This is a genomic window from Streptomyces sp. NPDC086777 (assembly GCF_040702065.1).
Lineage (GTDB): Bacteria > Actinomycetota > Actinomycetes > Streptomycetales > Streptomycetaceae > Streptomyces.
The window spans coordinates 80,540-107,003 of sequence record NZ_JBFBJI010000006.1 but is presented as its reverse complement, the minus strand read 5'-3'; the positions used below and the strand labels follow the sequence as shown (position 1 = coordinate 107,003).

General features: G+C 72.0%; 29 protein-coding genes. 3 read left to right on the top strand and 26 right to left on the bottom strand.

The window, feature by feature from the left end; translation table 11 throughout:
• Positions 1-420: 420 nt before the first annotated feature.
• Together AB0472_RS11010 and AB0472_RS11005 are read right to left on the bottom strand one after the other, a co-directional pair.
• Positions 421-1,194 carry an isoprenyl transferase gene (locus AB0472_RS11010; RefSeq protein WP_352354477.1) on the bottom strand — a complete coding sequence of 258 codons (774 nt, stop codon included), beginning with the start codon at positions 1,192-1,194 and terminating at the stop codon, positions 421-423.
• A gap of 901 nt (positions 1,195-2,095) precedes the next feature.
• Positions 2,096-2,896: a methyltransferase domain-containing protein gene (locus AB0472_RS11005; RefSeq protein ID WP_366355364.1), complete on the bottom strand. Its 801-nt coding sequence runs from the start codon at positions 2,894-2,896 to the stop codon at positions 2,096-2,098.
• Between the two features lie 51 nt (positions 2,897-2,947).
• Here AB0472_RS11005 and AB0472_RS11000 point away from each other — a divergent pair, with 51 nt between their 5' ends.
• The gene (locus tag AB0472_RS11000) at positions 2,948-3,448 is read left to right on the top strand and encodes a DinB family protein (protein ID WP_366355362.1); all 501 of its coding nucleotides are present in this window, start codon (positions 2,948-2,950) and stop codon (positions 3,446-3,448) included.
• 30 nt (positions 3,449-3,478) lie between these two features.
• Here the strand turns inward: AB0472_RS11000 and AB0472_RS10995 are convergent, their stop codons facing one another.
• Genes AB0472_RS10995 through AB0472_RS10970 form a run of 6 tightly spaced genes read right to left on the bottom strand, consistent with a single transcriptional unit; the run spans position 3,479 to position 7,768 of the window.
• On the bottom strand, positions 3,479-3,958 hold the full coding sequence (locus AB0472_RS10995; protein ID WP_366355360.1) for a GNAT family N-acetyltransferase: 480 nt from the start codon (positions 3,956-3,958) through the stop codon (positions 3,479-3,481).
• Positions 3,959-3,998: 40 nt separating this feature from the next.
• On the bottom strand, positions 3,999-4,877 hold the full coding sequence (locus AB0472_RS10990; RefSeq protein ID WP_366355358.1) for an LLM class flavin-dependent oxidoreductase: 879 nt from the start codon (positions 4,875-4,877) through the stop codon (positions 3,999-4,001).
• Positions 4,878-4,934: 57 nt separating this feature from the next.
• Complete coding sequence (locus tag AB0472_RS10985; RefSeq protein ID WP_366355356.1) at positions 4,935-5,597, bottom strand: hypothetical protein; 663 nt, start codon at positions 5,595-5,597, stop codon at positions 4,935-4,937.
• Position 5,598: 1 nt separating this feature from the next.
• The gene (locus AB0472_RS10980; RefSeq protein ID WP_366355354.1) at positions 5,599-6,222 is read right to left on the bottom strand and encodes a hypothetical protein; all 624 of its coding nucleotides are present in this window, start codon (positions 6,220-6,222) and stop codon (positions 5,599-5,601) included.
• Positions 6,219-7,460, bottom strand: a complete 1,242-nt coding sequence (locus AB0472_RS10975) for a hypothetical protein (RefSeq protein WP_366355352.1) — start codon at positions 7,458-7,460, stop codon at positions 6,219-6,221. The genes AB0472_RS10980 and AB0472_RS10975 overlap by 4 nt, the downstream gene beginning before the upstream one ends.
• On the bottom strand, positions 7,457-7,768 hold the full coding sequence (locus AB0472_RS10970) for a hypothetical protein (protein ID WP_366355350.1): 312 nt from the start codon (positions 7,766-7,768) through the stop codon (positions 7,457-7,459). Before AB0472_RS10970 ends, AB0472_RS10975 begins: the two co-directional genes overlap by 4 nt.
• A gap of 188 nt (positions 7,769-7,956) precedes the next feature.
• On the opposite strand from AB0472_RS10970, the gene AB0472_RS10965 reads away from it, so the two are divergent.
• A complete protein-coding gene (locus tag AB0472_RS10965) occupies positions 7,957-8,322 on the top strand; it encodes a DUF192 domain-containing protein (protein ID WP_366355348.1) in 366 nt (121 codons plus the stop codon).
• A gap of 13 nt (positions 8,323-8,335) precedes the next feature.
• On the opposite strand, the gene AB0472_RS10960 is transcribed toward AB0472_RS10965, so the two are convergent.
• The 14 genes from AB0472_RS10960 to AB0472_RS10895 all read right to left on the bottom strand — a co-directional run bounded on the left by AB0472_RS10960 (position 8,336) and on the right by AB0472_RS10895 (position 19,609).
• Complete coding sequence (locus AB0472_RS10960) at positions 8,336-8,965, bottom strand: OmpA family protein (protein ID WP_366355346.1); 630 nt, start codon at positions 8,963-8,965, stop codon at positions 8,336-8,338.
• A gap of 7 nt (positions 8,966-8,972) precedes the next feature.
• Positions 8,973-9,554, bottom strand: coding sequence for a hypothetical protein (locus tag AB0472_RS10955; RefSeq protein ID WP_366355344.1), 582 nt, complete (start codon positions 9,552-9,554; stop codon positions 8,973-8,975).
• A 35-nt stretch (positions 9,555-9,589) separates the two neighbouring features.
• Entirely contained in the window at positions 9,590-10,174 is a 585-nt protein-coding gene (locus AB0472_RS10950) for a pilus assembly protein TadG-related protein (protein WP_366355698.1), read from the bottom strand.
• Positions 10,174-10,359: a hypothetical protein gene (locus tag AB0472_RS10945; RefSeq protein WP_093499360.1), complete on the bottom strand. Its 186-nt coding sequence runs from the start codon at positions 10,357-10,359 to the stop codon at positions 10,174-10,176. Before AB0472_RS10945 ends, AB0472_RS10950 begins: the two co-directional genes overlap by 1 nt.
• Before the next feature lie 107 nt (positions 10,360-10,466).
• Positions 10,467-11,189 (bottom strand): response regulator transcription factor, encoded by a 723-nt coding sequence (locus AB0472_RS10940; protein WP_366355343.1) that lies wholly within the window; start codon positions 11,187-11,189, stop codon positions 10,467-10,469.
• The gene (locus tag AB0472_RS10935) at positions 11,186-12,412 is read right to left on the bottom strand and encodes an ATP-binding protein (RefSeq protein ID WP_366355696.1); all 1,227 of its coding nucleotides are present in this window, start codon (positions 12,410-12,412) and stop codon (positions 11,186-11,188) included. Before AB0472_RS10935 ends, AB0472_RS10940 begins: the two co-directional genes overlap by 4 nt.
• A gap of 212 nt (positions 12,413-12,624) precedes the next feature.
• Positions 12,625-13,512: a DUF5936 domain-containing protein gene (locus AB0472_RS10930; protein WP_366355341.1), complete on the bottom strand. Its 888-nt coding sequence runs from the start codon at positions 13,510-13,512 to the stop codon at positions 12,625-12,627.
• Positions 13,513-13,531: 19 nt separating this feature from the next.
• Positions 13,532-14,476, bottom strand: a complete 945-nt coding sequence (locus tag AB0472_RS10925) for a type II secretion system F family protein (protein ID WP_366355339.1) — start codon at positions 14,474-14,476, stop codon at positions 13,532-13,534.
• A 7-nt stretch (positions 14,477-14,483) separates the two neighbouring features.
• The gene (locus tag AB0472_RS10920; protein ID WP_366355338.1) at positions 14,484-15,821 is read right to left on the bottom strand and encodes a CpaF family protein; all 1,338 of its coding nucleotides are present in this window, start codon (positions 15,819-15,821) and stop codon (positions 14,484-14,486) included.
• A 16-nt stretch (positions 15,822-15,837) separates the two neighbouring features.
• On the bottom strand, positions 15,838-16,209 hold the full coding sequence (locus tag AB0472_RS10915; protein WP_366355336.1) for a TadE/TadG family type IV pilus assembly protein: 372 nt from the start codon (positions 16,207-16,209) through the stop codon (positions 15,838-15,840).
• Position 16,210: 1 nt separating this feature from the next.
• Positions 16,211-16,540 carry a pilus assembly protein gene (locus AB0472_RS10910; RefSeq protein ID WP_366355335.1) on the bottom strand — a complete coding sequence of 110 codons (330 nt, stop codon included), beginning with the start codon at positions 16,538-16,540 and terminating at the stop codon, positions 16,211-16,213.
• A gap of 194 nt (positions 16,541-16,734) precedes the next feature.
• Complete coding sequence (locus tag AB0472_RS10905) at positions 16,735-17,997, bottom strand: P-loop NTPase (protein WP_366355333.1); 1,263 nt, start codon at positions 17,995-17,997, stop codon at positions 16,735-16,737.
• Positions 17,998-18,009: 12 nt separating this feature from the next.
• Positions 18,010-18,714, bottom strand: a complete 705-nt coding sequence (cpaB, locus tag AB0472_RS10900) for a Flp pilus assembly protein CpaB (protein WP_366355331.1) — start codon at positions 18,712-18,714, stop codon at positions 18,010-18,012.
• A 67-nt stretch (positions 18,715-18,781) separates the two neighbouring features.
• Positions 18,782-19,609 carry a hypothetical protein gene (locus AB0472_RS10895; RefSeq protein ID WP_366355694.1) on the bottom strand — a complete coding sequence of 276 codons (828 nt, stop codon included), beginning with the start codon at positions 19,607-19,609 and terminating at the stop codon, positions 18,782-18,784.
• A gap of 313 nt (positions 19,610-19,922) precedes the next feature.
• On the opposite strand from AB0472_RS10895, the gene AB0472_RS10890 reads away from it, so the two are divergent.
• Complete coding sequence (locus AB0472_RS10890) at positions 19,923-21,647, top strand: glycoside hydrolase family 18 protein (protein ID WP_366355330.1); 1,725 nt, start codon at positions 19,923-19,925, stop codon at positions 21,645-21,647.
• A gap of 55 nt (positions 21,648-21,702) precedes the next feature.
• Here the strand turns inward: AB0472_RS10890 and AB0472_RS10885 are convergent, their stop codons facing one another.
• The 4 genes from AB0472_RS10885 to AB0472_RS10870 all read right to left on the bottom strand — a co-directional run.
• Positions 21,703-22,185, bottom strand: coding sequence for an ATP-binding protein (locus AB0472_RS10885; protein ID WP_366355328.1), 483 nt, complete (start codon positions 22,183-22,185; stop codon positions 21,703-21,705).
• A gap of 104 nt (positions 22,186-22,289) precedes the next feature.
• Positions 22,290-23,210 (bottom strand): MEDS domain-containing protein, encoded by a 921-nt coding sequence (locus AB0472_RS10880; protein ID WP_366355326.1) that lies wholly within the window; start codon positions 23,208-23,210, stop codon positions 22,290-22,292.
• 15 nt (positions 23,211-23,225) lie between these two features.
• Positions 23,226-25,583 carry a LuxR C-terminal-related transcriptional regulator gene (locus tag AB0472_RS10875; RefSeq protein WP_366355324.1) on the bottom strand — a complete coding sequence of 786 codons (2,358 nt, stop codon included), beginning with the start codon at positions 25,581-25,583 and terminating at the stop codon, positions 23,226-23,228.
• A gap of 250 nt (positions 25,584-25,833) precedes the next feature.
• Positions 25,834-26,464 (bottom strand): hypothetical protein (locus AB0472_RS10870; RefSeq protein WP_366355322.1); only part of this gene is annotated, 631 nt, incomplete at its 5' end.

Genomic DNA, 26,464 nt, shown 5'->3' with positions numbered 1-26,464 from the left:
CCCTCGGATGAGGTCGGGGAGCGACGAAGGCAGAGCTGGGCCGGGAGGGTGGGGAGAACCCGACCGGTTGACGGCCACCCCGCACGGGCCGAAAACCGGCCCCCCGCTGCTTCTTCCGTGCCGTGACCGCACGGTCGGGCTGGTGCAAAGGGCCTCCCGGGTGGACGGCCCCGAGCCGCCCACTGAGATCCGATGCCCGGGGATCGGGCGTCGACCTGTCTGGCTTATGCCCTCGAACATGCGCCGCCATGCCACGGTCCGCAACGACACGCAGGTGAACTCCGTGTTACCCGCGCCCCAATACGGGTGATTTACGCCTCATGGGTGGCGTGGGGTCATCCACCGTGACGACGTGGTCATCCAGCGTGGCGCAGGTGCCGGGAGCTGTGGGCCGTGTTGACGTCGGCCGTCAGGATGACGTCACCCGCCGTAGCGGCGGTGCCGGGCCGCGTAGTCACGCATGGCACGCAGGAAGTCGACCTTGCGGAACGCGGGCCAGAAGACCTCGCAGAAGTAGTACTCCGAGTGGGCGGTCTGCCAGAGCATGAATCCGGACAGCCGCTGCTCGCCGCTGGTGCGGATCACCAGGTCCGGGTCGGGCTGGGCACCGGTGTAGAGGTGACGGCCGATCATGTCGACGTCGACGGAGTCGGCGAGGTCCTCCATCGCGACGCCCTTGTCGTGGGCGTCCAGGATCATCGAGCGGACGGCGTCGGCGATCTCCTGACGGCCGCCGTAGCCGATGGCGACGTTCACCAGTATTCCGTCGACGTGCGCGGTGGCCTCCTCGGCCTCCTTCAGCGCGGTCTGCATCGGGGCGGGCAGCAGGTCGGGCGTGCCGACGTGGTGGACCCGCCAGCGGCCGTCGGCGGCGAGGGTGCGGACGACGTCCTCGATGATGCCGAGGAGCGGGACCAGTTCCTCCTTGGCGCGGTCGAAGTTGTCGGTCGACAGCAGCCAGAGGGTGACGACCTCGACGTCGGTCTCGGAGCACCAGCCGAGGAACTCCTCGATCTTCTCCGCGCCGGCGCGGTGACCGTGCACCGTGCTGGAGCCCGCGGCCTTCGCCCAGCGCCGGTTGCCGTCCATGATGACGCCGATGTGCTTGGGCACCTGAGCGTGGTCCAGGTGGCCTTCCACCCGGCGCGCGTAGAGCCTGACGAGCAGGCCGCGCAGCTTGTCGCGCAGGTTCACTTGAAGTCCGCCCCTCGTGATTCGGATGCTGGGGGTCCGCCCGCCGAAGCCTACCCCGCAGGGAGTTGGGGGAGGCGCGGGAGGGAAGGCGCCCCCGGGGGGTGGGGGTTGTGGCCGTAGGCGGCCGCGGGTCGGTCGTGGCTGGTCGCGCAGTTCCGCCCCCGGCCTTCGGCCCGGGGCGCCCCCAGCGGCCTTCGGGACGCCGCCGAGGGCGCTTGAGAACCGGGTGAGAAGCGCGGACAAAAAACGGGCCGGTCCGTGGGGGGGAGACGGACCGGCCCGAGGGGGGGCTTCCACCATAACCCTTCGTAAGTGATGCTGCGCGCATCAGCGCGCATCAACTACTCTCCGGAGTCGCCCGGCGACGCCCCGGTGGGCCTGAAACGCTGGATTCGAGAGTCCCGCATGGCCGATTCGCAGCGGAATCCCAGGAAGAGTGGCCGCTTACGGGGAGATCAAGAGAGTTTGGGCCGTCTTGTGGATGCCTCGGCGAGTTGTTCGCCCATCCCCCCGACGGACTACCCCAGGTGCGAACAGCGGCTTGACGAGGGCGAGCGGGGCGTCGCGGCACCGCGCAGCCCCCTCCACCACGCGGTACCGCCCGCGCAGCTTTGCTCACGCGAATTGCCTTGGTCTGAACTTACGTGAGCCGATCGGGTGATACGAAGCAAAAGAGGTAACGATGTGGGAACGCTGTGAAAATGAGAGGTGAACAACGAGACTCACCCTTCACGTATGTACAGAACTGGGGTGCGGGGCACCACTTGACCGCATTGATGATCAACGCCCCGTAATGCCCTGCCCTGATCGTTTCATCTCCCACCCCTCCGGACGGGTGTCCGGAATCCCGGACGACGGTTCTTGGCCATTCTTCGCCGCCTGGCATTCCAAGGCCGTTGGATCAGGGCCGGAGCACCGGCCTGCGGACGTCGAAGAGGTGCCGGGAGCTGTGCGCGACGAAGGGCCCCTCCGCCTCGATCCGGCGGTGCAGGGCGCGGAGTTGGGGCTCGTACGCCTCGACCGTGAAGCCCGGGACCAGCCATACGACCTTGCGCAGGAAGTGCACGACGGCCGCGATGTCGTGGAACTCCATCCGCAGCCGCTCCGCCCGCAGACCGGCTACCTCCAGCCCGGCCGCCTCGGCCGCGGCGCGCTCGGTGCCGGGGTGGCGGCCGCCGCGGACGGCCTCCGGCTGGGGGCCGAGGAAGAACTCGACGAGCTCGAAGACGCTGGCCGGCCCGACGTGCTGCGCGAAGTACGTGCCGCCCGGCCGCAGCACCCGTGCGATCTCGTCCCAGTGGGCCCGCACCGGGTGCCTGCTGAGCACCAGGTCGAAGGTCTCGTCGGCGAACGGCAGCGGGGCGTCCTCGGGCGAGACCACGACCACCACACCGCGTGCACCCAGCAGCGCGCTCGCCTTCGGGACGTTCGGCGGCCATCCCTCGGTGGCGGCGAGCAGCCCGGGCCGGTCCGGGGCGGCGGCATCGAGGGCGAAGTCGTACACCTCGCCGCCGCCGGTCTGGATGTCGAGGGCCGCCGCGGCACGGGCCAGCCGCCCGCCGGCCGAACGGGCGTACCCCCAGGACGGCCGCGCCTCGGTGGCCCGCCCCTCGAACCAGGAGAAGTCCCATCCCTCGGTCGGCACGGCGGCGCCCTCGGCGACGAGATCCTCGAAGGTGCGGTGCGTGCGCTGCTCTGCCATGCCCGCAGCATCGCAGCGGACTGTCGGTCCCCGCTGCTAATTTCAGCCGCCATGACGACCGACGACATGTACACGGCCGGTGAGAAGGAAACCCTGCACGCGAGCCTGGACCGGCACCGGGACGCGGTCCTGTGGAAACTGCAGGGTCTGGACGACGAGCAACTGCGGCGGCCGATGACGCCGTCGGGCACGAACCTGCTGGGGCTGGTGAAGCATCTGGCGTCGGTGGAGTACGGCTGGTTCGTCGCGGCCTTCGGCGCCGAGGTCGAACCGCTGTGGTTCGACCCCTACACCGACGACGACCTGTCCATCGGGCCCGGTGAGACCACCCGGCAGATCATCGACTTCTACGGCCGTGCGCGCGCCGCGTCCGACGCGGTGATCACCGCACGCCCGCTGGACGCGCCCGGCCGCCCGGACTGGCGGGACCACGAGATCTCGCTCCGCTGGGTCCTCGTCCACATGATCGAGGAGACGGCGCGGCACGCCGGGCACATGGACATCCTGCGGGAGCTGATCGACGGGGCGACGGGGGACCATCCGCGTACCTGAGAGCCCCGGCCGACCGCGCCGCGAGGGCGATCAGGAAGCCCCCGCGGCGCGGTCGGGCAGGACCAGCAGCACGTACCCCTCGTCCACGGGGTGCTCCGCGCCCTCGTACGGGACGAAGCCGCTCTTCTCCAGGAGCCGTACGGAGGCGGTGTTCCCGGCGAACGGGTCGGCGAACAGCGGCCGTACCGTCTCCTCCTGGAGGAAGAGGGCGAGGGCGCGGCTGCCGATGCCCCTCCCCCAGTAGGCCCGCCCGAGCCAGTATCCGGTGAACCGGCGCTCGCCCTCCCACCAGGCGACGATGTTCCCCGCGACCTCCCCGTCCGCGACGACGGTCCGCACCCGGCCACTCGGATTTCCGAGCACCCGCTCCCTCCAGTGCCGGAGGAAGGCCTCCCGCGGCCGGGGCGTGAACCTCGACCGCCGCACGGCCTCCGGATCGTGCTCGTACGCGAGGAAGAGTTCGAGGTCGTCGTCCTGTACGGGTCGCAGCCGAACGTCGTTGGTCGTCATACCGGCGAGTGTGGCACCCGCCACTGACAACGCCGGGCGGCTAGGACACCAACGGCCGGACCTCCTCCGCGGTGAACCGCACGAAACCCTCGGGGTCGGGTTCGTCCGCCGTCGGCTGGAGGACGACGGTGTCGGCGCCGGCCTCCGCCAGCCGCCGCACGGCCTTGGCGACGGTGTCCGCGTCCCCTGCGACACCGAGGCCGGGGACGGACTCCAGCCCGTCCGCGACGAGGTCGGCGCGGAGCCGGGCGGGTCCGTCGTCCCCGGTGGCGGTCAGCAGGTACACCACGACCCGGTGCGGTGCGTCCGCGTCGCGCCCCGCGGCCAGCCGCCCCTCCTCGATGAGCCGCACGGCCCGGCGCACCCCGTCGACGGACGTGGCGCTGGTGAGCACGGTCCCGTCGGCGGCGGCACCGGACAGCCGGAGGGTACGGGGGCCCTCGGCGCCGGCGAGGATCTCGACGGGCCCGGCGGGCGGCCAGTCGAGCGCGACGTCGTCGAGCCGGACGTACCGCCCGCCGACCGTGACCCGCTCCCCGCGCAACAGCGCGCGCAGGGCGTCGAGATGCTCGCGCAGCAGGGTCAGCGGGGACTCCGCGCGGGCGCCGACCTGGCCCATCCAGTCCTGCACACCGTGGCCGACGCCGACGATCGCGCGCCCCGGGAACATCCGGTGCAGCGCGGCGACCTCCATCGCGGTGACGGCGACGTTCCGCAACGGCACCGGCAACAGCCCGACCCCGACCCGCACCCGCTCCGACCACGCGAGCGCGGCCGCCGCCGTGGAGATCCCACCCTCCCGGAAGCAGTCCTCCCACAACCACAACTCCTCAAGCCCCACCCCCTCCGCAAGCCGAACCACACCCCGCAGCCGCTCGGGGGGAAGCTGGGGGCGGAAGACTGCGCCGAGTGATGTCATGGGGGTGGTATTACCCGGCGGCGGGGGCGCGGCAACTCCGTCGGCCAGCGGGATCGTTCACCCGGTCACCGAGTCGGCGTCCGCGTCCGGCAGTCGTACTCCGGCACGGCGGGCGCGTGCGAGGGCGGCCGGATCCGCGCCCCGGGGGTCCGCCGCGCCTCGCTTGTCCACCGGGCGCTGCTGGACCACCTGGAAGCGACGGGGGCCGGAGGCCGCGATGACGGCGGCGAAGCGGGGGTCTCCGGCGAACCACACCTCCCTGATCTGCTGGGCCTTCCCGGTGGCGTAGCCACGTCCGAGGCGCCGTCGCCACCACATGGACCGAAGGTGCACCTTCAGGATCATCGGCAGCTTCTCGTCCGGGCGCTCCGGGTGGGGGAAGCTCAGCCAGACGTCTCCGGCGGTGGCTCCGGGAACCTTTCCGATCCCGCTTTCCGGCTCCTCGAACACCTGCCAGGGGTAGGCACGCAGCAGCCGCCGCGTGCGGAACGCCCAGGAGATGTAGGACGGCTGGAGAAACGTCCGGTAGAACGAGTAGAGCAGGGGAACGAAGAAGAACCACAGCGTCCACGTCTTCGACATGGTGACGTACCAGGTCAGCAGTCCCAGCCACGCGGCGGGCCACAGGATTTGGCCCAGGAGCGCACAGGTGACCAGCTTGGCCCAGGCCCGGCGGGTCGCCGGATCGTCCCAGGCCGCGGGGTGATGCGTGGGGGGCATGTCAGTCCTTGTCGGCTACGTCGTCGGACGCTGTCGGAAGCGGGTCTTCGAAACTCACCGTGGCGGCGATGTCCCTAAGCAGATCGCGGTAGTACCGGGCACGGTCGGCCGCCGTTGTGGCCAGGGAGAAGATCGCGATGTGTCGGCCGTCGAGGCCCGGTACGTATGCCGTGACCTGGAGCAGTCCGCTCGGAGTACCGAGTTCCAGTTCCGGCGGCTCCTTCAGACGTGTCTGGACGAGTGAGACCGGACCGCACGGCAGGTCCAGCATTTCGATGTGCTCGGCTCCCTCCGCGCCGGCGGCCACCCGGCCCGCGAGAACACTGCGCGGAGCCCAGTCGGCTGCCCGCCGAGCAAGCGTGAAGAGAGACAGCAACGGTCCGCCGTCTCCCTCGTCGTCCGTGTGAAGACCGAGGCAGCAGTGCAACGCGCCGGCACCGAGGAACAGCTGGGCCAGCCGGAGCACCGGACCGATGCCGGCGGCCCGACCGGCCGTCGGTGCCGCATCGCACGCCGCCGCCAGCTCGTGGAGCGGAAGTGGCAGGAAGCCCGGGGGCAGCGCGAACCAGATGTCGGCGTCCTCGTTCCGGGCCGAGGCGTCGACCGTGTAGGCGGCACCGCTCATGACGCCTCTCCCGCGCCGCGGAGCAGGAAGTGGAGCGCACCCACCGTCGCCGGGACGTCGACGCCCAGGGTTCTCGGCCCGTCGAGAAGGTCGGTGACCGTCTCGGCCGTGTCGTTGTCCAGGGCACCGGCAAGGCTGCTCGCGACGCCGTACACGGCTGTGCCGGCGCCCAGGATCGTCGCGGGTCCTTCGACCTTCTCGACGATCGGTGCCAGCCGTCCGCCGAGCACGCGGGGATGCGACAGCAGGCTCACGGCTCCCTCGGCCGCCGCGGCCTCCGTCCGGATCGAGACGCCCACTGTTCTGATCGAGGTCCCCGCTCTGACTCCGGCCCTGGCGATCTTCTGCCCGAGGGTCAACGCGCCTTCGGCCCCACCGGCCGGTCCTGCTGTGGCGGCGAGCAGTTCGGGGGCCTTCATGGCTCCCTTGGCCACCGCCCCCAACCCCGGCAGCATCCCCAGGAAGTCGCCCGCGGTGCCCAGGAGGTTGCTCCAGAAGTCGAGGTCCAGCTCGCCCTTGGTGAAGCCGTCCTGCAGTGAGGACAGGACTTCGGGGTCGGCGATCCGCAGGCCGAAGGCCGTTCCGCTGAGCAGGCCCGCGGCCAGGAACAGCATCCAGGGGGCGACGGCCGTGAGCCCCAGCAGCGCGATCACGCCCAGCACGGCGGCGCACGCACTGAGGATGTCGGGGAGGTTGTCGCCCAGCCAGTCGGTGAAGTCGTCCCACGCGCCGGGCTCGTGCGGCGCCAGTCTGTGCGAGGCCTCGCCGATGTGCCGGGCCCGCCTGCGCGCGGTCTCCTCGTGCTCGCCGGCGAGAGCGCGGGCGCGCTTCAGCACGTCGTCCAGGTCTCCCTGCGCCGGGTGCGGAGCCGAGTGTCCCCGGCCGGCCCGCCGCAGGGCCTCGCGGGCCTCCTCGGCCTCGCCGTCCAGCTTCCGCGCGCGCCGCTGGAAATCCGCCAGTTCCGCGCCCCAGAGGTGGAGTTGTCCGGCCGCCCTTTCGACGGAGCGGGCACCGTTCTCGAGGTTGAGCGGCAACGGGCCGCTCTCCAGTTGCGCACGGAAGGCGACGGCCGCGTCTCCCTCCCAGTAGCTGCCGTCCATCAGCTTCGTGACCTTGGCGTGCGCCTTCTCCATCTCCCGCGCGCAGTCGGCCAGCCTGCGGTGGAGGTCCCGCACCAGGTCGGTACTGCCGGGTGCCGGGTCGAAGCCGAGATGGGGGTAGGGGCTCGCGGCCGTCATGTCCCCCCGCCCTTGTTCCGCGCCTTCTCCAGCGCCTTCTCCAGGGCGATGTCCACCTCGCGGAAGTCGTCCTTCGCCTTCTTCGTGAGGTCCGTGAGCGCCCCGATCTGCTCGGCGATCTCCTTCGCCCCGTAGCGCCACTCCTCCTGGAACCGGTCACAGGCCTTGTCCAGGCCGTCCGTACCGAGGCCTTCGGCACCATGACCGTGCAGCGCCCTCCGCAGGGCGGTGAACGAGTCCTGCGCCTTCCTCAGGTCCCTGAAGAACCGGTCGAGTTCGGTACCGTCGATCTTCAGCCGGTCGGCCATGTGCGTTCCTCGTGCCGGGCAGGGCGGTTCACTGGGGGCTCCGGGTGGGGGTAGGAGGTCTCTTGCCCCGCTCAACGATCTCCGCGCGCTCGGGTGACACGTATGCGGGCTCCGGACGGGACCTGTCGCCCGCGATGTGGGTACGGTCGGTGCGGACACCTGCGGTGGAGCCGTGAAAGGGGTGGGGCGTGGGACGCTGGCGAGACGGTCGGGGAACGTTGCTCGTGCACGGGGACGGGGACCGGCTGGCCGCCGTTCCGCTGGAGATCGCCACGTCGTATCGCGCCCGCACCAGGGGGCTGTTGGGGCGCGACGCCCTGGACGGCGCCATTCTGCTCTCCCCTGCCAACGGGATCCACACGTTCCGGATGCGCATGGCGATCGACGTCGCCTACCTGGACCGCCGGCTGAACGTCATCGCCGTGCGGACGATGCCACCGGGCCGCCTCGGCCGGCCCCGCCTGCGCTCCCGGCATGTGCTGGAGGCGGAGGCGGGGACCATGGCCGGATGGGGCATGCGAACGGGCGCGCGGGTGACGGTCGAGGTGGAGTAGGGCCTGGCGGCACTCAGCTCTCCGTCCGCGGGAACGTCACCTCCACCCGCCGGTTCTTCTTCCGTCCCTCCTCGGTCGAGTTGTCCGCGATCGGGTACTGCTCGCCGTAGCCGCGCACGTCGAAGGTGATGTTCGGGTCGTTCAGGTCCTGGTCCAGGACGGCCTGCACGGCGTTGGCGCGCTGGCGGGAGAGGACGTCTCCGTGGGCCGAGGTGCCCAGGTTGTCGGTGAAGCCGAAGACGCGGACCTGGGTCGGGTTCTGCTTCCTGATCTCGTCCGCGATCGCCCCGATCCGCGCCTTCGCCGCCTCGCTCAGCTTCGCGCTGTCCTTGCTGAACAGCACCTCGGCCTGGAGGGCGAACGTCACGTCCGTGTTGGTGTCCGTACGGCGCTCGTCACCGCTCTGGTCCTCGACGACCGACTTGATGTCCAGGACCTTGGGCTCGGCCAGGGTGGCGCCCTCGGGGAGCTTCAGGTCGGGATCGGTCGGGTCGATCTTCACGGGGGCGGAGGCGGAGGGCTCCGTGCCCGGGGGGACGCTCGGATCGCCGCCGTCCGCCCGGGCGGCCGTGGCGCCGCAGAGGTTCGCGGCGAGCAGGAGCGCCGCGGCGCCGAGGGTCAGGGGGAGGCGTGGAGTGGTCACTTCGGCCTCACCCGGAGATCTTGATGGTGCCGCTGGAGAAGGTGGGGAGTTGGAGGGTGACCTCGGTGGTGTCGGCCGGTGGGGCGGGAAACTGCATGAAGACGGGGATGGTCTGGCCGGCGTCCACGTTCGTGATGCCGGTGCTGGTGAGTGGCCGGCCGTCCGTGTCGCGCAGGACGTAGTAGCGCTTCTTGCCCTTGGAATCCACCAAGGTGGCCCCGCCGAGCGAGAAGCCGTGTTTGGTGATCTCCGTTTCGTCACCGCTGACCTGGGCGGGGATGACGACCGAGTCGGAGCCGTCGTTCTTGATGTCTCCGTTGACGGTGACGAAGCCGCCCGAGTCCCGCTGGGCGGAGGTGATCTGCAGAAGCAGGCCGCCCGTTCCCTTGAGTTCGGCCAACGGCGTCTCGGACTGGCCTTCCTGAGCACTCGGGTTCGATCCGCCGGCCTTGGACGCAGAGGCCGACGCCTGGGGCTTGTCAGCCTTGCCGTCGCCCCCGCCACCGCAGCCGGTTGCCACTGCCAGGCCTGCCGTTACCAGCAACGCGACCGCCCCCCTGCGAGCCGTCGCAGTGAACCGAATGCTCATCGCACCGCTTCCTTCTTCACTCGTCGATTCGCTTGTCAGCCGGCCAGATGGACGTCGAAGAGGTCCTCGGGTCCCGGAAGATCCGTGAGGTCGTCCGGGTCGAGGGTCCAGTTCCGGTCCTTGCAGGTGAGTTCGGGCAGTACGCCGCCGTCCGCCCCGGACAGCGTGAACGTGCAGAGCGGTTCGATCACAGCGGTGGCCTGTGCCGTCGACCTGATGCTCTCGGTGCCGGGAACGACGGAGTCGCCCACGGTCTTGTTCGTCCTGGCATCGACCCTGTAACTCAGCGGCGGCTCCGGTGTGCACTGAGCCGTCGCATCGTTCTCCGACGCCAGCTGCGCCGCACGCCAGCAGGAGTCCGCGACGTCCACCCTGCCGTCGAAGACGTCCTGCCACTTGGTCGGGTCGAGTACGTCCTGCACCCACTGGTCCGCAAGCTCGTCACGCGTGTTCATGGCCGCGGCGAGGGCCGCAGCGTCGGCGGCCGTCTGGGCACCGTTCCGGTTCACCGCGGCCTGGCCGACCGCGAGGTACGCGAGCGCGAGAAAGAGCAGGCCTCCCACTACCGTGATGTAGATAGGGAAGGCCTGCCCCGAGTCGCCGTAACGGCGAGGACGTATCACGTGATCTTGTTGATCTCCGCAGTGATCTTGGTGAGGATCGTCTGGCCGATGCTGGTACCGGTAACCGCCAGCACGATCGCCACCACCACCGCGATGATTCCCAGGTACTCGACCGCGGTCTGACCCCGGTCGTCGGCACGGCGCTGCATTGCGACAAGCATCCGCAGCATCAGGTTGCTCATGGTGCTCCCCTCCGGGTTCGGTTCCGATCCTGGCAGCGTATGGCGGAACATACCCTTCGGCGGAGGGTCCCGGGACCCAAATCCGGACCCAGTTCACCCGGTTCATCTCAGGCCACCCCCAGCCACTTGGCCGTCGCCTGGGCGCGGGTGGTGGTGTGGAGTTTGGCGAAGATGCGGTTGATGTGGTTCTTGACCGTCTTCTCACTGATGAAGCAGACGGCGGCGATCTGCTGGTTGCTCATGCCGGACGCGATGAGGTCCATGATCTCCGCCTCTCTGCCGCTCAGTTGAAACCGGGACTGGGATGACTGTCCCACGGGAGATTGCAATCGCGAAAGATGGCGAGCAGTAAAATTCCCACCTGGAGCGCCTAGTTCCGGTTCGGTGTGTGCAGTTGCGTCGCCCCTGACGTGGGCCAGCAACGCGTTCGTCGCGGTCGGTGTGAAGTGCGGACGGCCCCGGCCCACGTCCCGTACCGCCTCGGTCAGCTGCTGTGTCGTGAACTCGCCGTGGACCAGGTAGCCCCCGGCGCCCAGCCGGACCGCCTCCTGCACGAGGGCCGTCTCGTCGCTGTACGTCAGCATCATGACCGGGGCGACGCGGACCAGGTGGGGCAGGGCCGCGATGCCGTCCACGCGTGGCATGCGGACGTCCAGGAGGATGACGTCGGGGCGGTGCCGCAGGGCCGCCTCGTAGGCCGCGCGGCCGTCCTCGGCCTCCGCCACCACCGTGAGGTCGTTTGCCGCGGAGAGGACGGCCGTCAGGCCGGCGCGGATCACCGGGTTGTCGTCGGCCACCAGGACGCGCAGTGGCTCTGTCGCGTCGGTCATGTCAGTGGCACCTCCACTCGGACCTCCGTGCCCTTGTCGGTGGTCAGTTGGATGCGGGCGCCCACCGCCACCGCCCGTTCCGTCATGCCGAGCAGGCCGAAGTGGCCGGTGCGGCGCAGGTCTTCGAGGGACGTGTCCGCGGGGAGGCCCCGGCCGTCGTCGTGGATCGTCACCACCAGGTGGGTGGGGGTGGTGGCGGCCCGTACGTCGACTCTCGTCGCGTGTGCGTGGCGGTGCGCGTTCTCCAGGGCCTCCGCCGCGATACGCAGCAGCTGGCGGGCGGTGGGAGGCGGGAGCGGGACCGGCGCGGCGGGGCCGTCGTACCGGGCCGGGAGGGCCGTACGCGCGGTGAATCCGGTGGTCAGCGCGCGTAGTTGGGCCAGCACGTCGGCCTCCGGGCCGCCCCGCAGGTCCGTCAGGAGTGCGCGGGACTCCGCCGCCGCCCTGCGGGCCGCCCTGGCCAGCAGGTCCGCCTGCTGCCTGATCAGGGCCGGGTCCAGGCGGTCCGGGGAGACGGCGGCGGACGCCGCGAGACCGTCGGCGACCAGCGCCACGCCGTACAGCGTCTTGGTCACCGAGTCGTGCATCTCGCGGGCCAGCCGGGCGCGTTCCGCGCTCGCCGCCTCCGTCGCGGCCAGCCGGGCCCGGGTCTCGGTCAGGGCCTCGGTGGCGGTGCCGAAGCGGAGCATCAGGTTGCGCAGGGTCGAACCCATCGCGCCGGTGATGACGCAGAGGCCGGGGAGGAGAAGGGACTCGGCCAGTACCGAGTGGTGCCGCAGTGCTTCCTCGGCCACCAGGAGGATCAGCGACTGGAGGGAGGCGAAGACCGCCGCTCCGCGCCAGCTGTAGAGGAGGCCGGCGAGCAGGGGGGTGCAGACGCTGACGTACGCGAGGGTGGTGTCGGGGCCCGCCGAGATCAGCAGGAGGGAGCCGAAGAGGGTGTCGCCGGCCAGGAGGGTGGGGTGGCGCAGGAGGAGGGGGCCGAAGCGCTGCCAGTCCCGGAAGAGGACGTAGGAGACCATGAACGTGACGACCACGGCCGAGCCGACCAGGCGGACGCCCAGGCCGGGGCTGGCGTTGAGGAGGGCGGCGGGGGTCGCCACGGCGATCATCGCGAGGCGGAGGCCGAAGACCTGCCGGCACAACGCCTGAAGAGCACGGACCTCGACCTTCACGCCGTCCCGGACCTCGCCCCTCTCACCGCCGCGGACCTCGACCTTCACGCCGTCCCGGACCTCGCCCCTCTCACCGTCCCGGACCTCGGCCCTCTCACCGTCCGCGACCGTCCCGCCGTCCCCGACGGTCACACCGCTCACGCCGGCCACACCGTTCGCACCGGACACGTCGGTCCCCGCGGTAGCGCCCTCGGCGTCGGCCGCGGTCTTCTCCTCGTCCTCGCTTGTCGCCACGGTCGTCACCTCCGCCCACCCTCCCCCTACTTACCCGTGACCGACCCGAAGTCGACCCCGGAGCCGAGCAGCAGGCCCGCGGCCAGCAGCAGCATCGTCGCCGGGACCATGAACGTGGTGATCATGAGGGTGGCCCTCGGTACCGCGCGGGCCGCCTTCCGGCGGGCGTTCTGGGCGTCGGTGCGGCGCATGTCCTTGGCCAGCGCGACCAGCGTGTCGACGATCGGCGCGCCCAGTTCCTCGCCCTGCTGGAGTGCCGTCACGAACATCGCCACCTGTTCGGAGTCGTTGCGGCGGCGGAGTTCCGCGAAGGCCTGGCGGCGGCTCATGCCGAGGTCCATCTGGCGGAGGGTGATGCGCAGTTCGTCGGCCCAGGGGCCCTCGTAGTGCGTGGCCACCCGGTCCAGGGCCTGCCGGAAGCCGAGGCCGGCGCCGACCACCACGGCGAGGACGTCGAGGAAGTCCGGGAGGGTGCGTTCGATGACGTCCTTGCGCAGGCGGATCGCCGACCAGATGCCGACTTCGGTCCAGAACGCGCCGAAGAGGAGGAGCAGGACCGCGACCAGCCACTGGCCGCGGAGGAGGAAGACCAGGAAGCCGGTGCCGCCCAGGGCGCCGTAGACGGCGCGGCGGGCCGCGTAGCGGTCGATGGTCAGACCGCCGGGGTTGCCGGCCAGGTCGATCTTGCGGCGGTACTTGGCCACCTGGCGCGGGCCCATCAGGCGCAGCACGGCCGGGGCGTACCGCATGCCCATGCGGTCGATGAGGGAGTTGGCGGCGCCGATGCGGGTGGCGCCCACCTCCAGGGCGATCGCCAGGTCGGAGGGGAGCTTCGCGTCCGCGCGGTACATGCGGACGCCCGCGAAGACGCCGTAGACGGCGAGGGCCATGAGGAGGGCCAGGAGGAGGGCCATGTGACATACCACCTCTTCCCTATACGTCGATGCGGCTGAGGCGGCGGATGAGGACGAACCCGACGACGTACAGCCCGAAGGCGATGACCACGGCCGCCTGGCCGAGGCCGGTGCCCGTCATGCGGGCCAGGGTGCCGTCCTTGACCCCGTTCATCAGGAACAGGGCGCCGACGCCGAGGACCGGGACGGCGTACGACGTCATCGTCACCTGGGAGAGCTGGGTGCGGATCTCCCGGCGGGTCTCCTTGCGCTCCTCCAGGGTCTCGGTGAGGTTGCGCAGGGCCGACACCACCTGGCCGCCGGCCCGGTTGGAGAGGACCAGCGTGGTGACGAGGACGACCAGCTCGCGGGACGGGAGCCGGGTGGCGAGCTCGCCCAGCGCGTCGTCCATGGAGTGGCCGATCGCCAACTGGTCTGCCACCTTGCCGAGTTCCTCGCCGGCCGGGGCCTCCAGCTCCTCCGCCGCCATGCCGATCGCGGTGCGCAGGGCGAGACCGGCGTGGGTGGCGTTGGCCAGGATGCGCGCCAGTTCCGGGAGTTGGCCGATGAACCGTTCGATGCGTTTCTGCCGTTGCCAGTTGAGGAACTGGACGGCGGCGAAGACGCCGAGGAGCCCGGCGATCGGGCCGAAGAAGGGGGCGAGCGAGGCCTGGCCGATGAGCCAGAGGGCCGCGACGGCGGCGAGCATGTAGACGAGGAACTCGCCGGGGGTCACGTCCAGGCCCGTCGCCGCCAGCCGGAGTTCCAGGCGGCGGCCGACCGACGTGCCGCGCAGCCGGCGGTCCAGGTTGCGGAACCGGCGCCGGCGGCCGGTGAGCGGGGCCTGGCCGGTGTAGGAGAGACGGTCCACCAGGGCGGCGCGCTGGGCCCGGCCGGAGGCGTAGGTGTGCAGGCCCAGCACGGCCAGCAGGCAGGCCAGCAGGGTGATGCCGGTGGTGAGGGTGACGAGGTCGTGGAGGGACATGGGCCGCCTACCGGGCTTCTCGGGTGGTGAGCTGGTCGAGGTGCTGGGCCACGCCGAAGGCCTGCGGGATGGGCTGGCTCGCCATGTAGAGGCGGTCGGCCGTGCGGCGCGGGAGCGGGAAGTACTGGAAGGCGCCGAAGACCCGCCCGTCGTGGGTCATGGGCTGGGCGTCGAAGCGGGCCACGGTCGCCAGCCGGTACGGCTCGCTGCCGTGGCTGTCGAGCATCGCGATCTCGGTGATCCGGCGGGCGCCGTCGGCGAACCGGGTCAGCTGGACGATGACCTCGACCGCGCTGTTGATCTGGTCGTGCAGGGCGACGAAGGGGACCTCGACATCCGACATGGAGGACAGTGTCTGCAGCCGGGTGAGTGCGTCCTCGGCGCTGTTGGCGTGGACGGTGGCCAGCGAGCCGTCGTGGCCGGTGGACATGGCCTGGAGCATGTCCAGGGCCTCGCCGCCGCGGACCTCGCCGACCACGATCCGGTCGGGGCGCATCCGCAGGGAGTTGCGGACCAGGTCGCGGATGGTGACCTGGCCCTTGCCCTCGACGTTCGCCGGGCGTGACTCCAGGCGGACCACGTGGGACTGCTGGAGCTGGAGTTCGGCGGAGTCCTCGATGGTGATGATGCGTTCGTGGGCCGGGATCAGGCCGGACAGGGCGTTGAGCAGGGTGGTCTTGCCGGTGCCGGTGGCGCCGGAGACGATGATGTTGAACTTCGCCTGCACCAGGCCCGCCAGCAGGAACACCATGTGCTCGTCGAGCGAGCCGAAGCCGATCAGCTCCTGGAGGGTGTAGGAGCGTGGGAAGCGGCGGATGGTGAGGGTGGGGCCGGTCAGGGAGAGCGGCGGGATGATGACGTTGACGCGTTCGCCGGAGGGGAGGCGGGCGTCGACCATCGGGTTCGACTCGTCGACGCGGCGGTTGACCGTGGAGACGATGCGTTCGATGGTCTGCATCAGCTGGTCGGCCGAGACGAAGCGGAGCGGCAGCTGCTCGACGCGGCCGCCGCGTTCGACGAAGATCGCGTCCGGGCCGTTCACCATGATCTCCGTGATCGAGGCGTCTTCGAGGAGCGGTTCCAGGATGCCGAGGCCGAGGGCCTCGTCGACGACCCGGCGGATCAGCTGGGAGCGTTCGACGGTCGACAGGACCGGGCCCTCGCGGCTGATGATGTGGCCGAGGACGCGTTCGAGACGGGCCCGGCGCTCGGCGGCGGCCAGCGCGCTCATCTCGGCGAGGTCGATCTCCTCCAGGAGCTTGGCCCGGTAGGAGGAGACCAGGTGGCCGTCCTCGCCCCGGCTGCCGTGCTCCTCGGGGGAGTTGATGCGTGCCCGCAGGCTCATTTGCCGTGCTCCTCGTTCAGTGGTCGACGGGCATCGTGGCGGACTTGGTGGCGTTGCCGAGGTCCCAGACGATCTTGGGGATGTGGACCGTGGCGGTGACGGTGACCGAGTCGCCACCGCCGGAGGTCGCGCAGCTCACGTCGATCCCGCTGCTGACCGCGGACGCGCAGGCGGCGCCCGCGTCCTGCCGCAGCGAGGCGGCGCGTGCCCCCGCCCGTGCCGCCGTCCCGGCCTGCTCGGCGGCATAGGCGACGGCGCCGAGCTGGATGCCGGCCAGGCCGACGATCAGGAGGATCGGGAGGAAGCCGAGGTACTCGACGGCGACCTGGCCGCGGTCGCGGGACCGCAGGCGGGGAGGCCGGGGGTGACGCGGGTGACGGGGGTGCATCTCAGCGCTTCACCTCCTCCACGGTGCCGGCGTGGCCGTGGACGGTGACGGGGAAGTCGATCGAGCCGGGGAAGAGGACCGGGACGCGCAGGGAGACGTCCGCGGTCACCGTGCCGGTGCCGCCGCAGTCGTCCACCGTGGCTCCCGCCCGCCAGGCGCCGGAGAGGTCCGCCAGCGCGGCGCGCTCGCAGACGCCGAAGCGTTCCCCGCGGGGGACGGCGGTGCCCGCCCGTACGCCCTCGTCGGCGGCGTTGCCCGCGAGGGTGAAGGCGTAGCCGACCAGGACGGCCTGCCACATGAGCACGAGGGTGAGGATGATGACCGGGGTCATGCCGAGGAGTTCGATACTGACCTGGCCGCGGTCGTCCGCGGGTGCGTGGGGGCTGGTCGCGCAGTTCCCCGCGCCCCCAGGACCAGGGCGCCACGGTGAGCGCCCCTTCAGGGGCGCGGGGAGCTGCGCGAACAACCCCCGCCGGGCCGCACCCGACCGACGTCCCACCGCCACCGCACCCGACCACCGGCCTCTCACGGCAGCTCCTTCCGTCGCCGGAACCCCACCGCCGCCCGCTCCCCGCCCCTGGCCCGTGCCCCGGACCGGCGTGGCGGTGCCGTCTCCCCCGACCTGACCAGCCCCAGCTCCCCGGCCAGCGCCCAGATCGCCTGCTTCACCGTGCTCCGCGCGTCCAGCTCGTGCATGCGGCCCGCGTCGACCGCGCCCTGGAGTTCCTTGAAATTGGCGGGGATCGGTGTCCCCGCCATGGCCGTCCCGGTGATGCGGCCGATCAGCGCGGGCTGGATCTCCGTACCGCGCGTGTAACGGTTGACGACCACCGTCGTTTCCTCGGCCTTGCGGATCTGCAGCCGGTCCCACATCCGTACCGTCCGCTTGGCCGCCCGGACGGCGACCACGTCCGGCGTGGTGACGAGGAGGGCCAGGTCGGCGGTCTCCACGGCCGCCGCACCCGCCCCGCCGAGTTGGGCGCCGCAGTCGACGACCACCACCTCGTAGCGGGAGCGCAGGGCGCTGAGGATCTGGCGGGCGGCGCGGTCGGTGACCTCCTCGCCGCGTTCGCCCTCGGCGGGCGCGAGGAGCAGGGCGAGCCCGGAGTCGTGCCGGAAGACGGCCTCGGCCATGACCCGTGGGGAGATGTCGCCCACCGCGGCGAGGTCGGCGACCGAGCGGCGGAACTGGACGTCCAGGTAGGAGGCGACGTCCCCGGTCTGCAGGTCGAGGTCGACGAGGGCGGTGGAGTGTCCCGAGGCCTGCGCGGCGAGGGCGATCTGGACCGCGACGAGGGTGGCGCCGGTGCCGCCCTTGGCGCCGCTGACGGTGACGACCGTGCCACCGACACCGGCGAAGACGTCGGCGCCGTGGCCGAGATGACGTCGTACGCCCGTGGACCACTGGGCGACGGCGTGGACGCGGCCGGCCAGCTCCTCGTAGCTCAGCGGGAGGCCGACCAGGCCGCGGGCGCCGGAGTCCATGGCGGCGGCGAACAGGCCGGGGCTGGTGTCGGTGGTGACCAGGACGACGCCCACGGCGGGGAAGCGGAGCGCGACCTCGCGGATGAGTTCGAGGGCCGGGACGGGGCCGATGCGTTCGTGGACGACGACGACCTCGGGGAGTTCGTCGACGGACTCGGCGGCGGACCGGGCGAGGGTGTCGACGAGCTGGGTGGAGTCGACGACGGGCGGCAGCGGTTCGGTGTCCGGGAGCTGGCTGAGCAGGGAGACCAGGGAGCGGACGGCGTCCGCGTCACCGACGGCAGGGAGGATCCTGATGGGCATGGAGGGCGCCTCTCACTTGTCCGTCGCGAGTTCGTAGGTGCGGTCCTTGTCCGGCACGGTGGTCGTCGTACCGGGCGCGACCAGGGCGAGCCGGACCCGCTGGGCGAAGGACTCCGCGTAGGTGAGGCGCTGGGCGTCGAGCGTGGACAGCGCGAAGGTGATGGGAACGGCGTCGCTGGGCTGCTGGTTCCTGTTGTCCGGGTCCACGTAGCTGAGCTGGGCGCCGACGTCCAGGACCCGGGCGTTGGTCACGATGATCTTCGACTGGTCGGGGGCGCTCTGCTGCTTGCCCTCGAAGGTGGCGTAGACGTTGACCCGCGAGCCCGGGGTGATCTTGCCGGCCACCCCGGTGGCCGCGTCGATCATGATGGCGACCTCCTGCTCGCCCGGTTTCAGTTCGGGCTGGTCGACGATCATGTCGGTCTGGAGCAGCGAGCCCTTCTTCAGCGCGGTGACCGCGATCTTGCCCTGGATCTGGCCGAGGCTGGTGACCGCGTTGGCGGACAGCCAGCGCTTGGGCAGCGAGATCTTCTTGAACTGGCTCGGGCTCAGCGTGGTGTACGGCGTGACGTCGGAGCGGAGTTCGTACGCGGTGACCTTGGGACCGACCTCGGACTTCGCGTTGTCGATGACCGAGAGCACGCCGGCGAACGCGGCGAGCGCGCAGACGATCGACAGGATCAGGAGTATCACGCCGCGGCGCTGACGGGAGTTCATGGACCGTGCGACCTCATCGGGGAAGCGGGGAGGAGTGGGGGAACCGAGCGATGGCGGGAGGTACGGGTCAGGCGGGCGAACGCTGTTCCAGCGCACGGGACGCCGGCGGGTCGTGGTCGGGCGGGGTGGCGGAGCAGAAGACGCAGCGATCGCCGATGACGTCGATGCCGCACCAGTGGCAGCTGGTCTGCCGTACCGAGGTGACCAGTTGGTAGAGGACCGACAGGTCGGCGAGGTAGCTGGTGAACTCGATCATCCGGCCGGTACCCCACCACGCGGCGGACTCGGCGGGCAGCGGGGTCTCACGCAGGCCGTGTGCGCCCCAGGCCTTGGCGAGGCCGCCGATCCAGTCGGACTGCAGCTGTCCCCGGGCGACCAGCATCCAGGTGCTGAACTCGGGGCCGTTCAGGACGGCCTCGGGGGCGATCCGGACCAGTTGTGGCTCGGGGTGGGCGACGACCCCGAAGTGGGTGCCGGGCATCCAGGACTTGGCGTGCGACCTGAGGCCGACCGGCACGCGGTCCAGCTTGGCGACGGAGCCGAGGACGGCGCCGGAGTGGATGTAGTGGGTGAGCAGCCGGCCGGCCGACGCGAGGACGCCGGGGCTGAGGTCGCAGGAGGCCAGCTGGCGCAGCTGCCGGGCCAGGACAGCGATGCCGAGCGGCGGCAGGCCGGGGCGGAACAGCGCGATCCGGTCGCTCTCCAGGAGCGCGCGGAGGGTGTACAGGCGCCGGACCACGGCCTCGGGCACGGCGTCCGAGTACACGACGACCACGTACCCGTACTGCTCGATGAGGGTCACGAACTCGGCGAGGGCGTGGTCGAGGGGCCGCTGGTCCAGGTCCTTCAGGACGACCGCGGGCATGGTCCGCTCGTCCTGGACGGGCAGCGCCATGTCGGCACTGGTCACGGCAATGGCAGTTGGCACGCGCAGCTCCCCGCTCTTCACACCCGGCGGCCCACCGGTGTAACTCCAATGAGCCGGGACGACTTCATTGCGTGACTTCCTCAGCACTGTAACCACGCGCCTGTGACCGGAGAACAGCGTTTGTGCAGCTGTCTGGGATCCGTGACCACACAACTGACTTCAAAACGGGACAGGTTGTGCATATGACCGGGGCCCGTTCGGCCTCGCGGTGGTCTCCGGGAGCTTTGAATTTGGTCTGGACCTATTGACACGTGAATTGGTCTGGACCACCTTGATTGTCATGCCCAGACTCATCCCCCGGCTCGTGTCCCGGCATGCCGGACAGCGACGCATCCGCACCTGGTCGGCCGTGGCCACCCTCGCCACGGCACTCGCGATGGCGGGCCTGGCCTCCGCGCCGGCCTCCGCCGCCGACGTCAACAACGTGAAGAACCCCGGCTTCGAGTCGGGCCTGTCCAACTGGACCTGCTCCGCGGGCAGCGGGACGACGGTCTCCTCCCCCGTGCACTCCGGCGCCGCCGCCCTGCAGGCGACCCCGGCCGGGCAGGACTACGCCCAGTGCAGCCAGACGGTGGCGGTGAAGGCCAACTCGACCTACACGCTCAGCGCGTGGGTGCAGGGCTCCTACACCTACCTCGGGGTGACCGGCACCGGCACCACGGACGTGTCGACCTGGACCCCGAACACGACCTGGACGCAGCTGTCGACGACCTTCACCACCGGCGCCTCGACCACCTCGGTGACGGTCTGGACGCACGGCTGGTACGGCCAGCCCGCCTACTACGCCGACGACGTCTCGGTCTACGGCCCCGACGGCGGGGGCGGCTCCGACCCGGCCCCGACCGTCCCGGCCACCCCGGCCGGCCTCGCGGTCTCCGGTACGACGTCGTCCTCCGCGTCCCTGTCCTGGAGCGCGGTGTCCGGCGCCACCGGCTACAACGTCTACCAGAACGGCACCAAGGTCTCGGCGGTCACCGGCGCCTCGGCGACGGTCACCGGCCTCGCCGCGTCGACGTCGTACTCCTTCCAGGTCAGCGCGACCAACTCGGCCGGCGAGTCGGCCAAGTCGTCGGCGGTGACGGCGACCACGACCGCGTCCGGCGGGGGCGGCGGCGGCTCGCTGCCCAAGCACGCGGTCACCGGCTACTGGCAGAACTTCAACAACGGCGCCACCGTCCAGAAGATCTCGGACGTGCCGTCCTCGTACGACATCATCGCCGTCGCCTTCGCGGACGCGACCAGCACACCGGGCGCGGTGAGCTTCACCCTCGACTCCTCCGGGCTCGGCGGGTACACGGTCGACCAGTTCAAGGCCGACATCAAGGCCAAGCAGGCGGCCGGCAAGAAGGTCATCATCTCGATCGGCGGCCAGAACGGCACGATCTCGGTGAGCGACTCGGCCTCCGCGACGAACTTCGCCAACTCCGTGTACGCGCTGATGCAGACGTACGGCTTCGACGGCGTCGACATCGACCTGGAGAACGGCATCAACGCGACCTACATGAGCCAGGCGCTGCGCTCGCTCTCCTCGAAGGCGGGCTCCTCGCTGATCATCACCATGGCCCCGCAGACGATCGACATGCAGTCGACGTCCAACGGGTACTTCCAGACGGCCCTGAACGTCAAGGACATCCTCACGGTCGTCAACATGCAGTACTACAACAGCGGTTCGATGCTGGGCTGCGACGGCAAGGTGTACAGCCAGGGCTCGGTGGACTTCCTGACCGCGCTCGCCTGCATCCAGCTGCAGGGCGGTCTGGCGCCGTCCCAGGTGGGTCTCGGCCTGCCGGCGTCGACCAGTGCGGCGGGCAGCGGCTATGTCTCGCCCACCGTCGTCAACAACGCTCTCGACTGCCTGACCAAGCTCACCAACTGCGGCTCGTTCAAGCCGTCGAAGGCGTACCCCGACCTGCGGGGCGCCATGACCTGGTCGACGAACTGGGACGCGGCGGCCGGGAACGCGTGGTCGTCCTCGGTGGGCGCCCACGTGCACGCCCTGCCGTAAGGCCCGTGTGGGTCCCGGCGGCTGGGCCGGCCGCCGGGGCCCGGGCTGTGCGGCGCTACGGCTGTCGCCGACCGCAGCCGTCGCACCCGCAGGTACCGAGCTCGAACCACACGGTCTTGCCCGGCCCGTCCTGGTGGCAGCCCCAGCGCCGGGCAAGCGCATCCACCAGGTACATCCCTCTGCCGCCCTCCGCGAGGCCCGCCTCCAGCAGCCGCGGCGGGCGGCGGTCCTCGTCGGCGACCTCGCAGCGCAGCACCCCGTGCGAGGCCGCCAGGGTGAGCCGGAACCGGGTCGCCGCGTGGCACAGGGCGTTCGCGGCCAGCTCCCCGACCAGCAGTTCGCACACGTAGGCCACCTCGTCCTGCTCCGCGAGTCCCCACTCCTCCAGCTGCCGCCGCACCGCGGCGCGCGCCTCGCCGGCCGCCGTGGGCCGGGGGTCGTACTCGACGCGCAGGTGACCGGCCCGGGTCGGCGGCTGCGGATAGGCGGCGTACTGGGGGTCGGGATCCGGGAACCGGCTCCCGGCAGGCAGCAGCATGCCTCCCAGCCTGCCCGGCCCCGTCGCCCCGCACACGGGGAGGAATACCTGATCAGGTACCCGCGTACGGGCCACCGCGAGGGTACGCACGTACGGCGTCTCGCTCACGCGTACTGGACGCGGATCCTCGCCCCGTCCCCCGGCTCCCCGTCCCGGACATCGACGTACGCGCACACCTGGCGCGTGAACCACAGCCCGTGCCCCGGCTCCGGCTCCCCGCCCGGCGGCGGCACGAAGCCGGCCAGCGGGTCGGCCACCGCCCGGCACAGCCGCAGTTCGCAGACGCAGGCCGGGGCGTCGCCCCAGGCGAGGATCTCGATCACCGGTCCGTGCGCGGCCGCCGCCGCCCCGACGGCACGGCCGAACCGCCCGGCGTCCACCGCCGGCAGCCCGCGCCCGGCGGCCCAGGACCCGACCGCCTCCGGCGCGGGCAGCCGGGCCGCGGACTGCGGTGGCGGGGGCAGCGGCACGGCGTCCAGCTCGCGCACCAGGACCGGCGGCTGCTCGTACACCCCCGTACCCGGGTGGGCCCTGCGGGCCGCGTCGACGACGGCCGGGCCCGCCGTGCGGGTGTCGTACGCGCACAGGGCGGTGGTGGCGAAGGGGGCGAACAGGAGGTTGGCGAGGGACTCGTAGCGGATCCACTCGGTGCTCTCGCGCGCCGAACGGCCGGCGCGCCCGCCCCAGTCGGGCTCCATCAGGAGGTGCACCCGGCCGCCCGGCCCGGCGTTCGCGGCAAGGTAACCGGCCCCCTGGGCCACGGCGTTGGCGGCCGTTCCGGTGTACCAGTCGGTGTGGTCGATGAAGCCGACGTCCCGGGCGTCGCCGCCGAGTGCGTCGCGCAGGGCGGCCAGCAGGCCCGGGGCGGCGATGGCGACGGGCGGGGGCTCGTCGGGGGCGGCGAGGCCCTCGGCGAGGAACGGCAGCGCGGCGGCGACGAACGCGTCGTCCGAGCCGAACACGGCCATCCGGTGGTCGAACTGCCCGTGGGCCGCGGCGGGGCGCGCGCCCGTACTGGTACTCATCGGGTCTCCTGTGCGTCAGCGCCGGGCGGTCACCCAGGCGGCGATCTGGCTGCGGTTGCTGAAGCCGAGCTTGCCGAGGATGCGTTCCACATGGCCCTCGGCGGTGCGGCGGGCGATGACCAGCCGGTCGGCGATCTGCTGGTTGCCGAGCCCCTCGGCGACCAGCTCGGCCACCTGGGTCTCGCGGCGGGTGAGCCGGGCGGGCGCGGCCCGCAACTCGGGCTGCCGCGGCGGCTGCGGCTGCTCGTCCAGCGCGTACGCCAAGGCCTCCGCGAGGGCGAATGCGCCGCCCCGGGCGTACGCCCGCTCGTACGCGCCCTGTCCCAGGGCCGCCCGGGCATGGGTCTCGCAGTCACGGCGGGCCGAGGTGAGGGCGGTGGAGCCCCAGCGGTCGCGGTCGATGTCGGACCAGACCCGGTCGGCGCCGCCGAGCAGGACGGCGGTGCGCTCGGCGGCGCCCAGGCCGTCGGCGATCCTCGCCAGCAGGTCGAGGGTGAGGCCGATGCCGATGACGTCGTGGACGTCGCGCTTGCGGCGCAGCGCCTCGTGGGCGCGGGGCTCGGCGCGGCGCCAGTCGGCGCGGACGGCGTGCGCGAGGGCGAGGATGCGCAGGACGTAGGAGCGGACCCAGTCCTCGCCGTGCGCCTCGCACAGGACAAGGGCCCGCTCGCAGACGGCGGCGGCCCGGTCGGCCTGGCCCAGGAGGGCGTACGCGCAGGCCAGTTCGACCAGGTCCAGGCCGTGCAGGCTGAGGTGCTGACCGGGCACGGGCCCGCGGGCGACGGTGGTCTCGTAGTGGGCACGGGCGGCGCCCAGGTCGTCGGCGAACAGCTGGACCACGCCGATGACGTAGTCGGCGTGGGCGGCCTCCGCCGGGTCGCCGAGCCGCTCGGCGAGGGCACGGGCCTCGCGGGCGCGGCGCAGGCCCCGGGTGAGGTCCTCGGGGCTGCCAGCGAGCAGGGCGGAGACCCACAGGGCGCGGGCGCGGACGGCGGTCGGGGCGGGGGCGGCGCCGAGGGCGCGGTCGAGCCAGTAGCGGCCCTCGCGCGGGGCGCCGCAGGCATGCCAGTAGAACCAGAGGGTGCCCGCGAGCCGCAGCCCGGCGTCCGCCTCGCCGGGGGTGGTGAGGCTGAAGTCGAGGGCGGTACGCAGGTTGTCCTGGTCGGCGCGGAGCCGGGCGACGATCTCCCGCTGCCCCGGCCCGAACCAGGCGGCCTCGCAGGCGCCGGCGAGCAGCAGGACGTGGTCGCGGTGCCGGCGCCGGGCGGCGGCCTCCGCGCCGGGCCGCTCCCGGAGCCGGTCGAGGCCGTAGTGGCGGAGGGTGTCGAGGAGGCGGTAGCGGGCCCCGCCGCCGTCCGGGGTCTCCTCCCGGACCAGCACGGACTTGTCGACGAGCCCGGCGACGGCTTCGAGGACGTCGAGCGGTTCAGGATCCCGGGCGGCTGGACCGGACGCCTCGCCCGGGGGCGCGGGTTCGCGGCACACGGCCTCGGCCGTCTCCAGGTCGAAGCTTCCCGCGAGCACCGACAGCCGGGCCCACGCCGACTGCTCCCGGGCGGTGCACAGTTCGTGGCTCCAGTCGACGGCCGCGCGCAGCGTCCGGTGGCGGGGCAGGGCGGCCGGGCTGCCGGCGGTGAGGAGGCGGTAGCGGTCGTCGAGACGGGCGAGGAGCTGGTCGAGGCCGAGGACGCGCATCCGGACGGCGGCGAGTTCGATGGCGAGCGGGAGCCCGTCGAGGCGGCGGCACAGGCGGGCCACGGCGGCGTGGTTGGCGGGGGTGAGCCGGAAGCCGGGGAGCACCGCGGCGGCGCGGTCGGCGAACAGGGCGAGGGCCGGATTCGCCGCGGCGGCGGAGAGGTCGCCGTCCGGGTCGGGAACCGGCAACGGCCTTACCTCCATGAGGTGTTCCTCGGTGAGGCCGAGACGGTGCCGGCTGGTGGCGAGGATGCGGACGCCGGTGGTGCCGCGCAGCAGGGCCGCGGCCAGGCCGGCGCAGGCGGCGAGCAGGTGCTCGCAGTTGTCGAGGACGACGAGCAGGCGGCGGTCGCGCAGCCGCTCCACCAGCGTGTCCAGGGGCGGCCGGTCGGAGTGGTCGTGCAGGCCGAGGGCGTCGGCGGCGGCCAGCGGGACGAGCGCCGGGTCGTGCAGGCCGGCGAGGGCGACGTACCGGACGCCGTCGGGGAAGGCGCGTTCGACACGGGCGGCGACATGGGCGGCGAGCCGGGTCTTGCCGACCCCGCCCGGGCCGGTGAACGTGACGAGGCGGGCCTTGGCCAACAGCTCGCGGCCCGTGGCCTGTTCGTCTCTCCGGTCGACGAAGCTGGTCGTCTCGACCGGCAGCTGGCAGCCCTCGCGCGGCGCCGATCCGCCCATGATCAGCCAGCCCTCCTCCAGACCGTCCGACCACGTTCTCCCGGCGGACCGGGAGAACGCACACGGACGTCACGCGGGCGGGTGCACTTCGGCGGGGGCTGCTTGCGGTGGCGGGTACGCGCGTACACTGCGCGGCCGTTGCGCGCGGCCTGGGTATCCCGTCCCGGGAGCCGGGCGCGGGACGGCGCACCGGCTCCGGCCGTGGGGCAGCCACCAGGGCCGGAGCGGCGCGACCGCGGACGGACCGGGACTACTCCTTGCCGAGGACCTTGTCCACGGCCTTGTCGACGGCCTTGTTCTCGGCCTTGTTCTCGGCCTTGTCCTTGTCTCCGGCCTTGTCCCCGGCCTCGGCTGCGTCCGTGGCGTCGGCATCGGCGTCGGCCTCCGCCCGGTCCTGCGCCTCGGCGTCCGCGTCCGTGAAGTCCTCGTCCCGGTCCTCGTCCTCGGTACCGTCGTCGAAGTACGCGTCGAGGACCTCGTCCAGCTGCTCCTCCCACTCCTTGAAGCGGGAGCGGGACGTCGCCTCGATCTCGATCGGGTACCAGCGGCGCTCCGGCGTGTGGACGGTGATCGTGAAGCGCTTGCCGAAGCGCGGCGCCTCGGTCTCGACCGCACCGATCTCGTCCCAGCGGAACTCGCAGTTCTCCTCGTCGAGGCTGAGGCGCACGCCCTCGTGGTCGGCCACTATCCGGGCGCGCCGGTCGGCGGCCTCGAAGACGGGACCCGAGGGGGTCTCCTCGTCGTCCGCGGCCGCGTCGGCGTCGTCGTCGTCCGCCGTGGCCCCGGCGGAACCCGCGGCCCCCGCCCCGGGGTGCCCCCCCCCCCCCCCCCGGGCCGGCACCGCCGGCCCGGCGGCCACCCCCCGCGCCGGCACCCCCGGC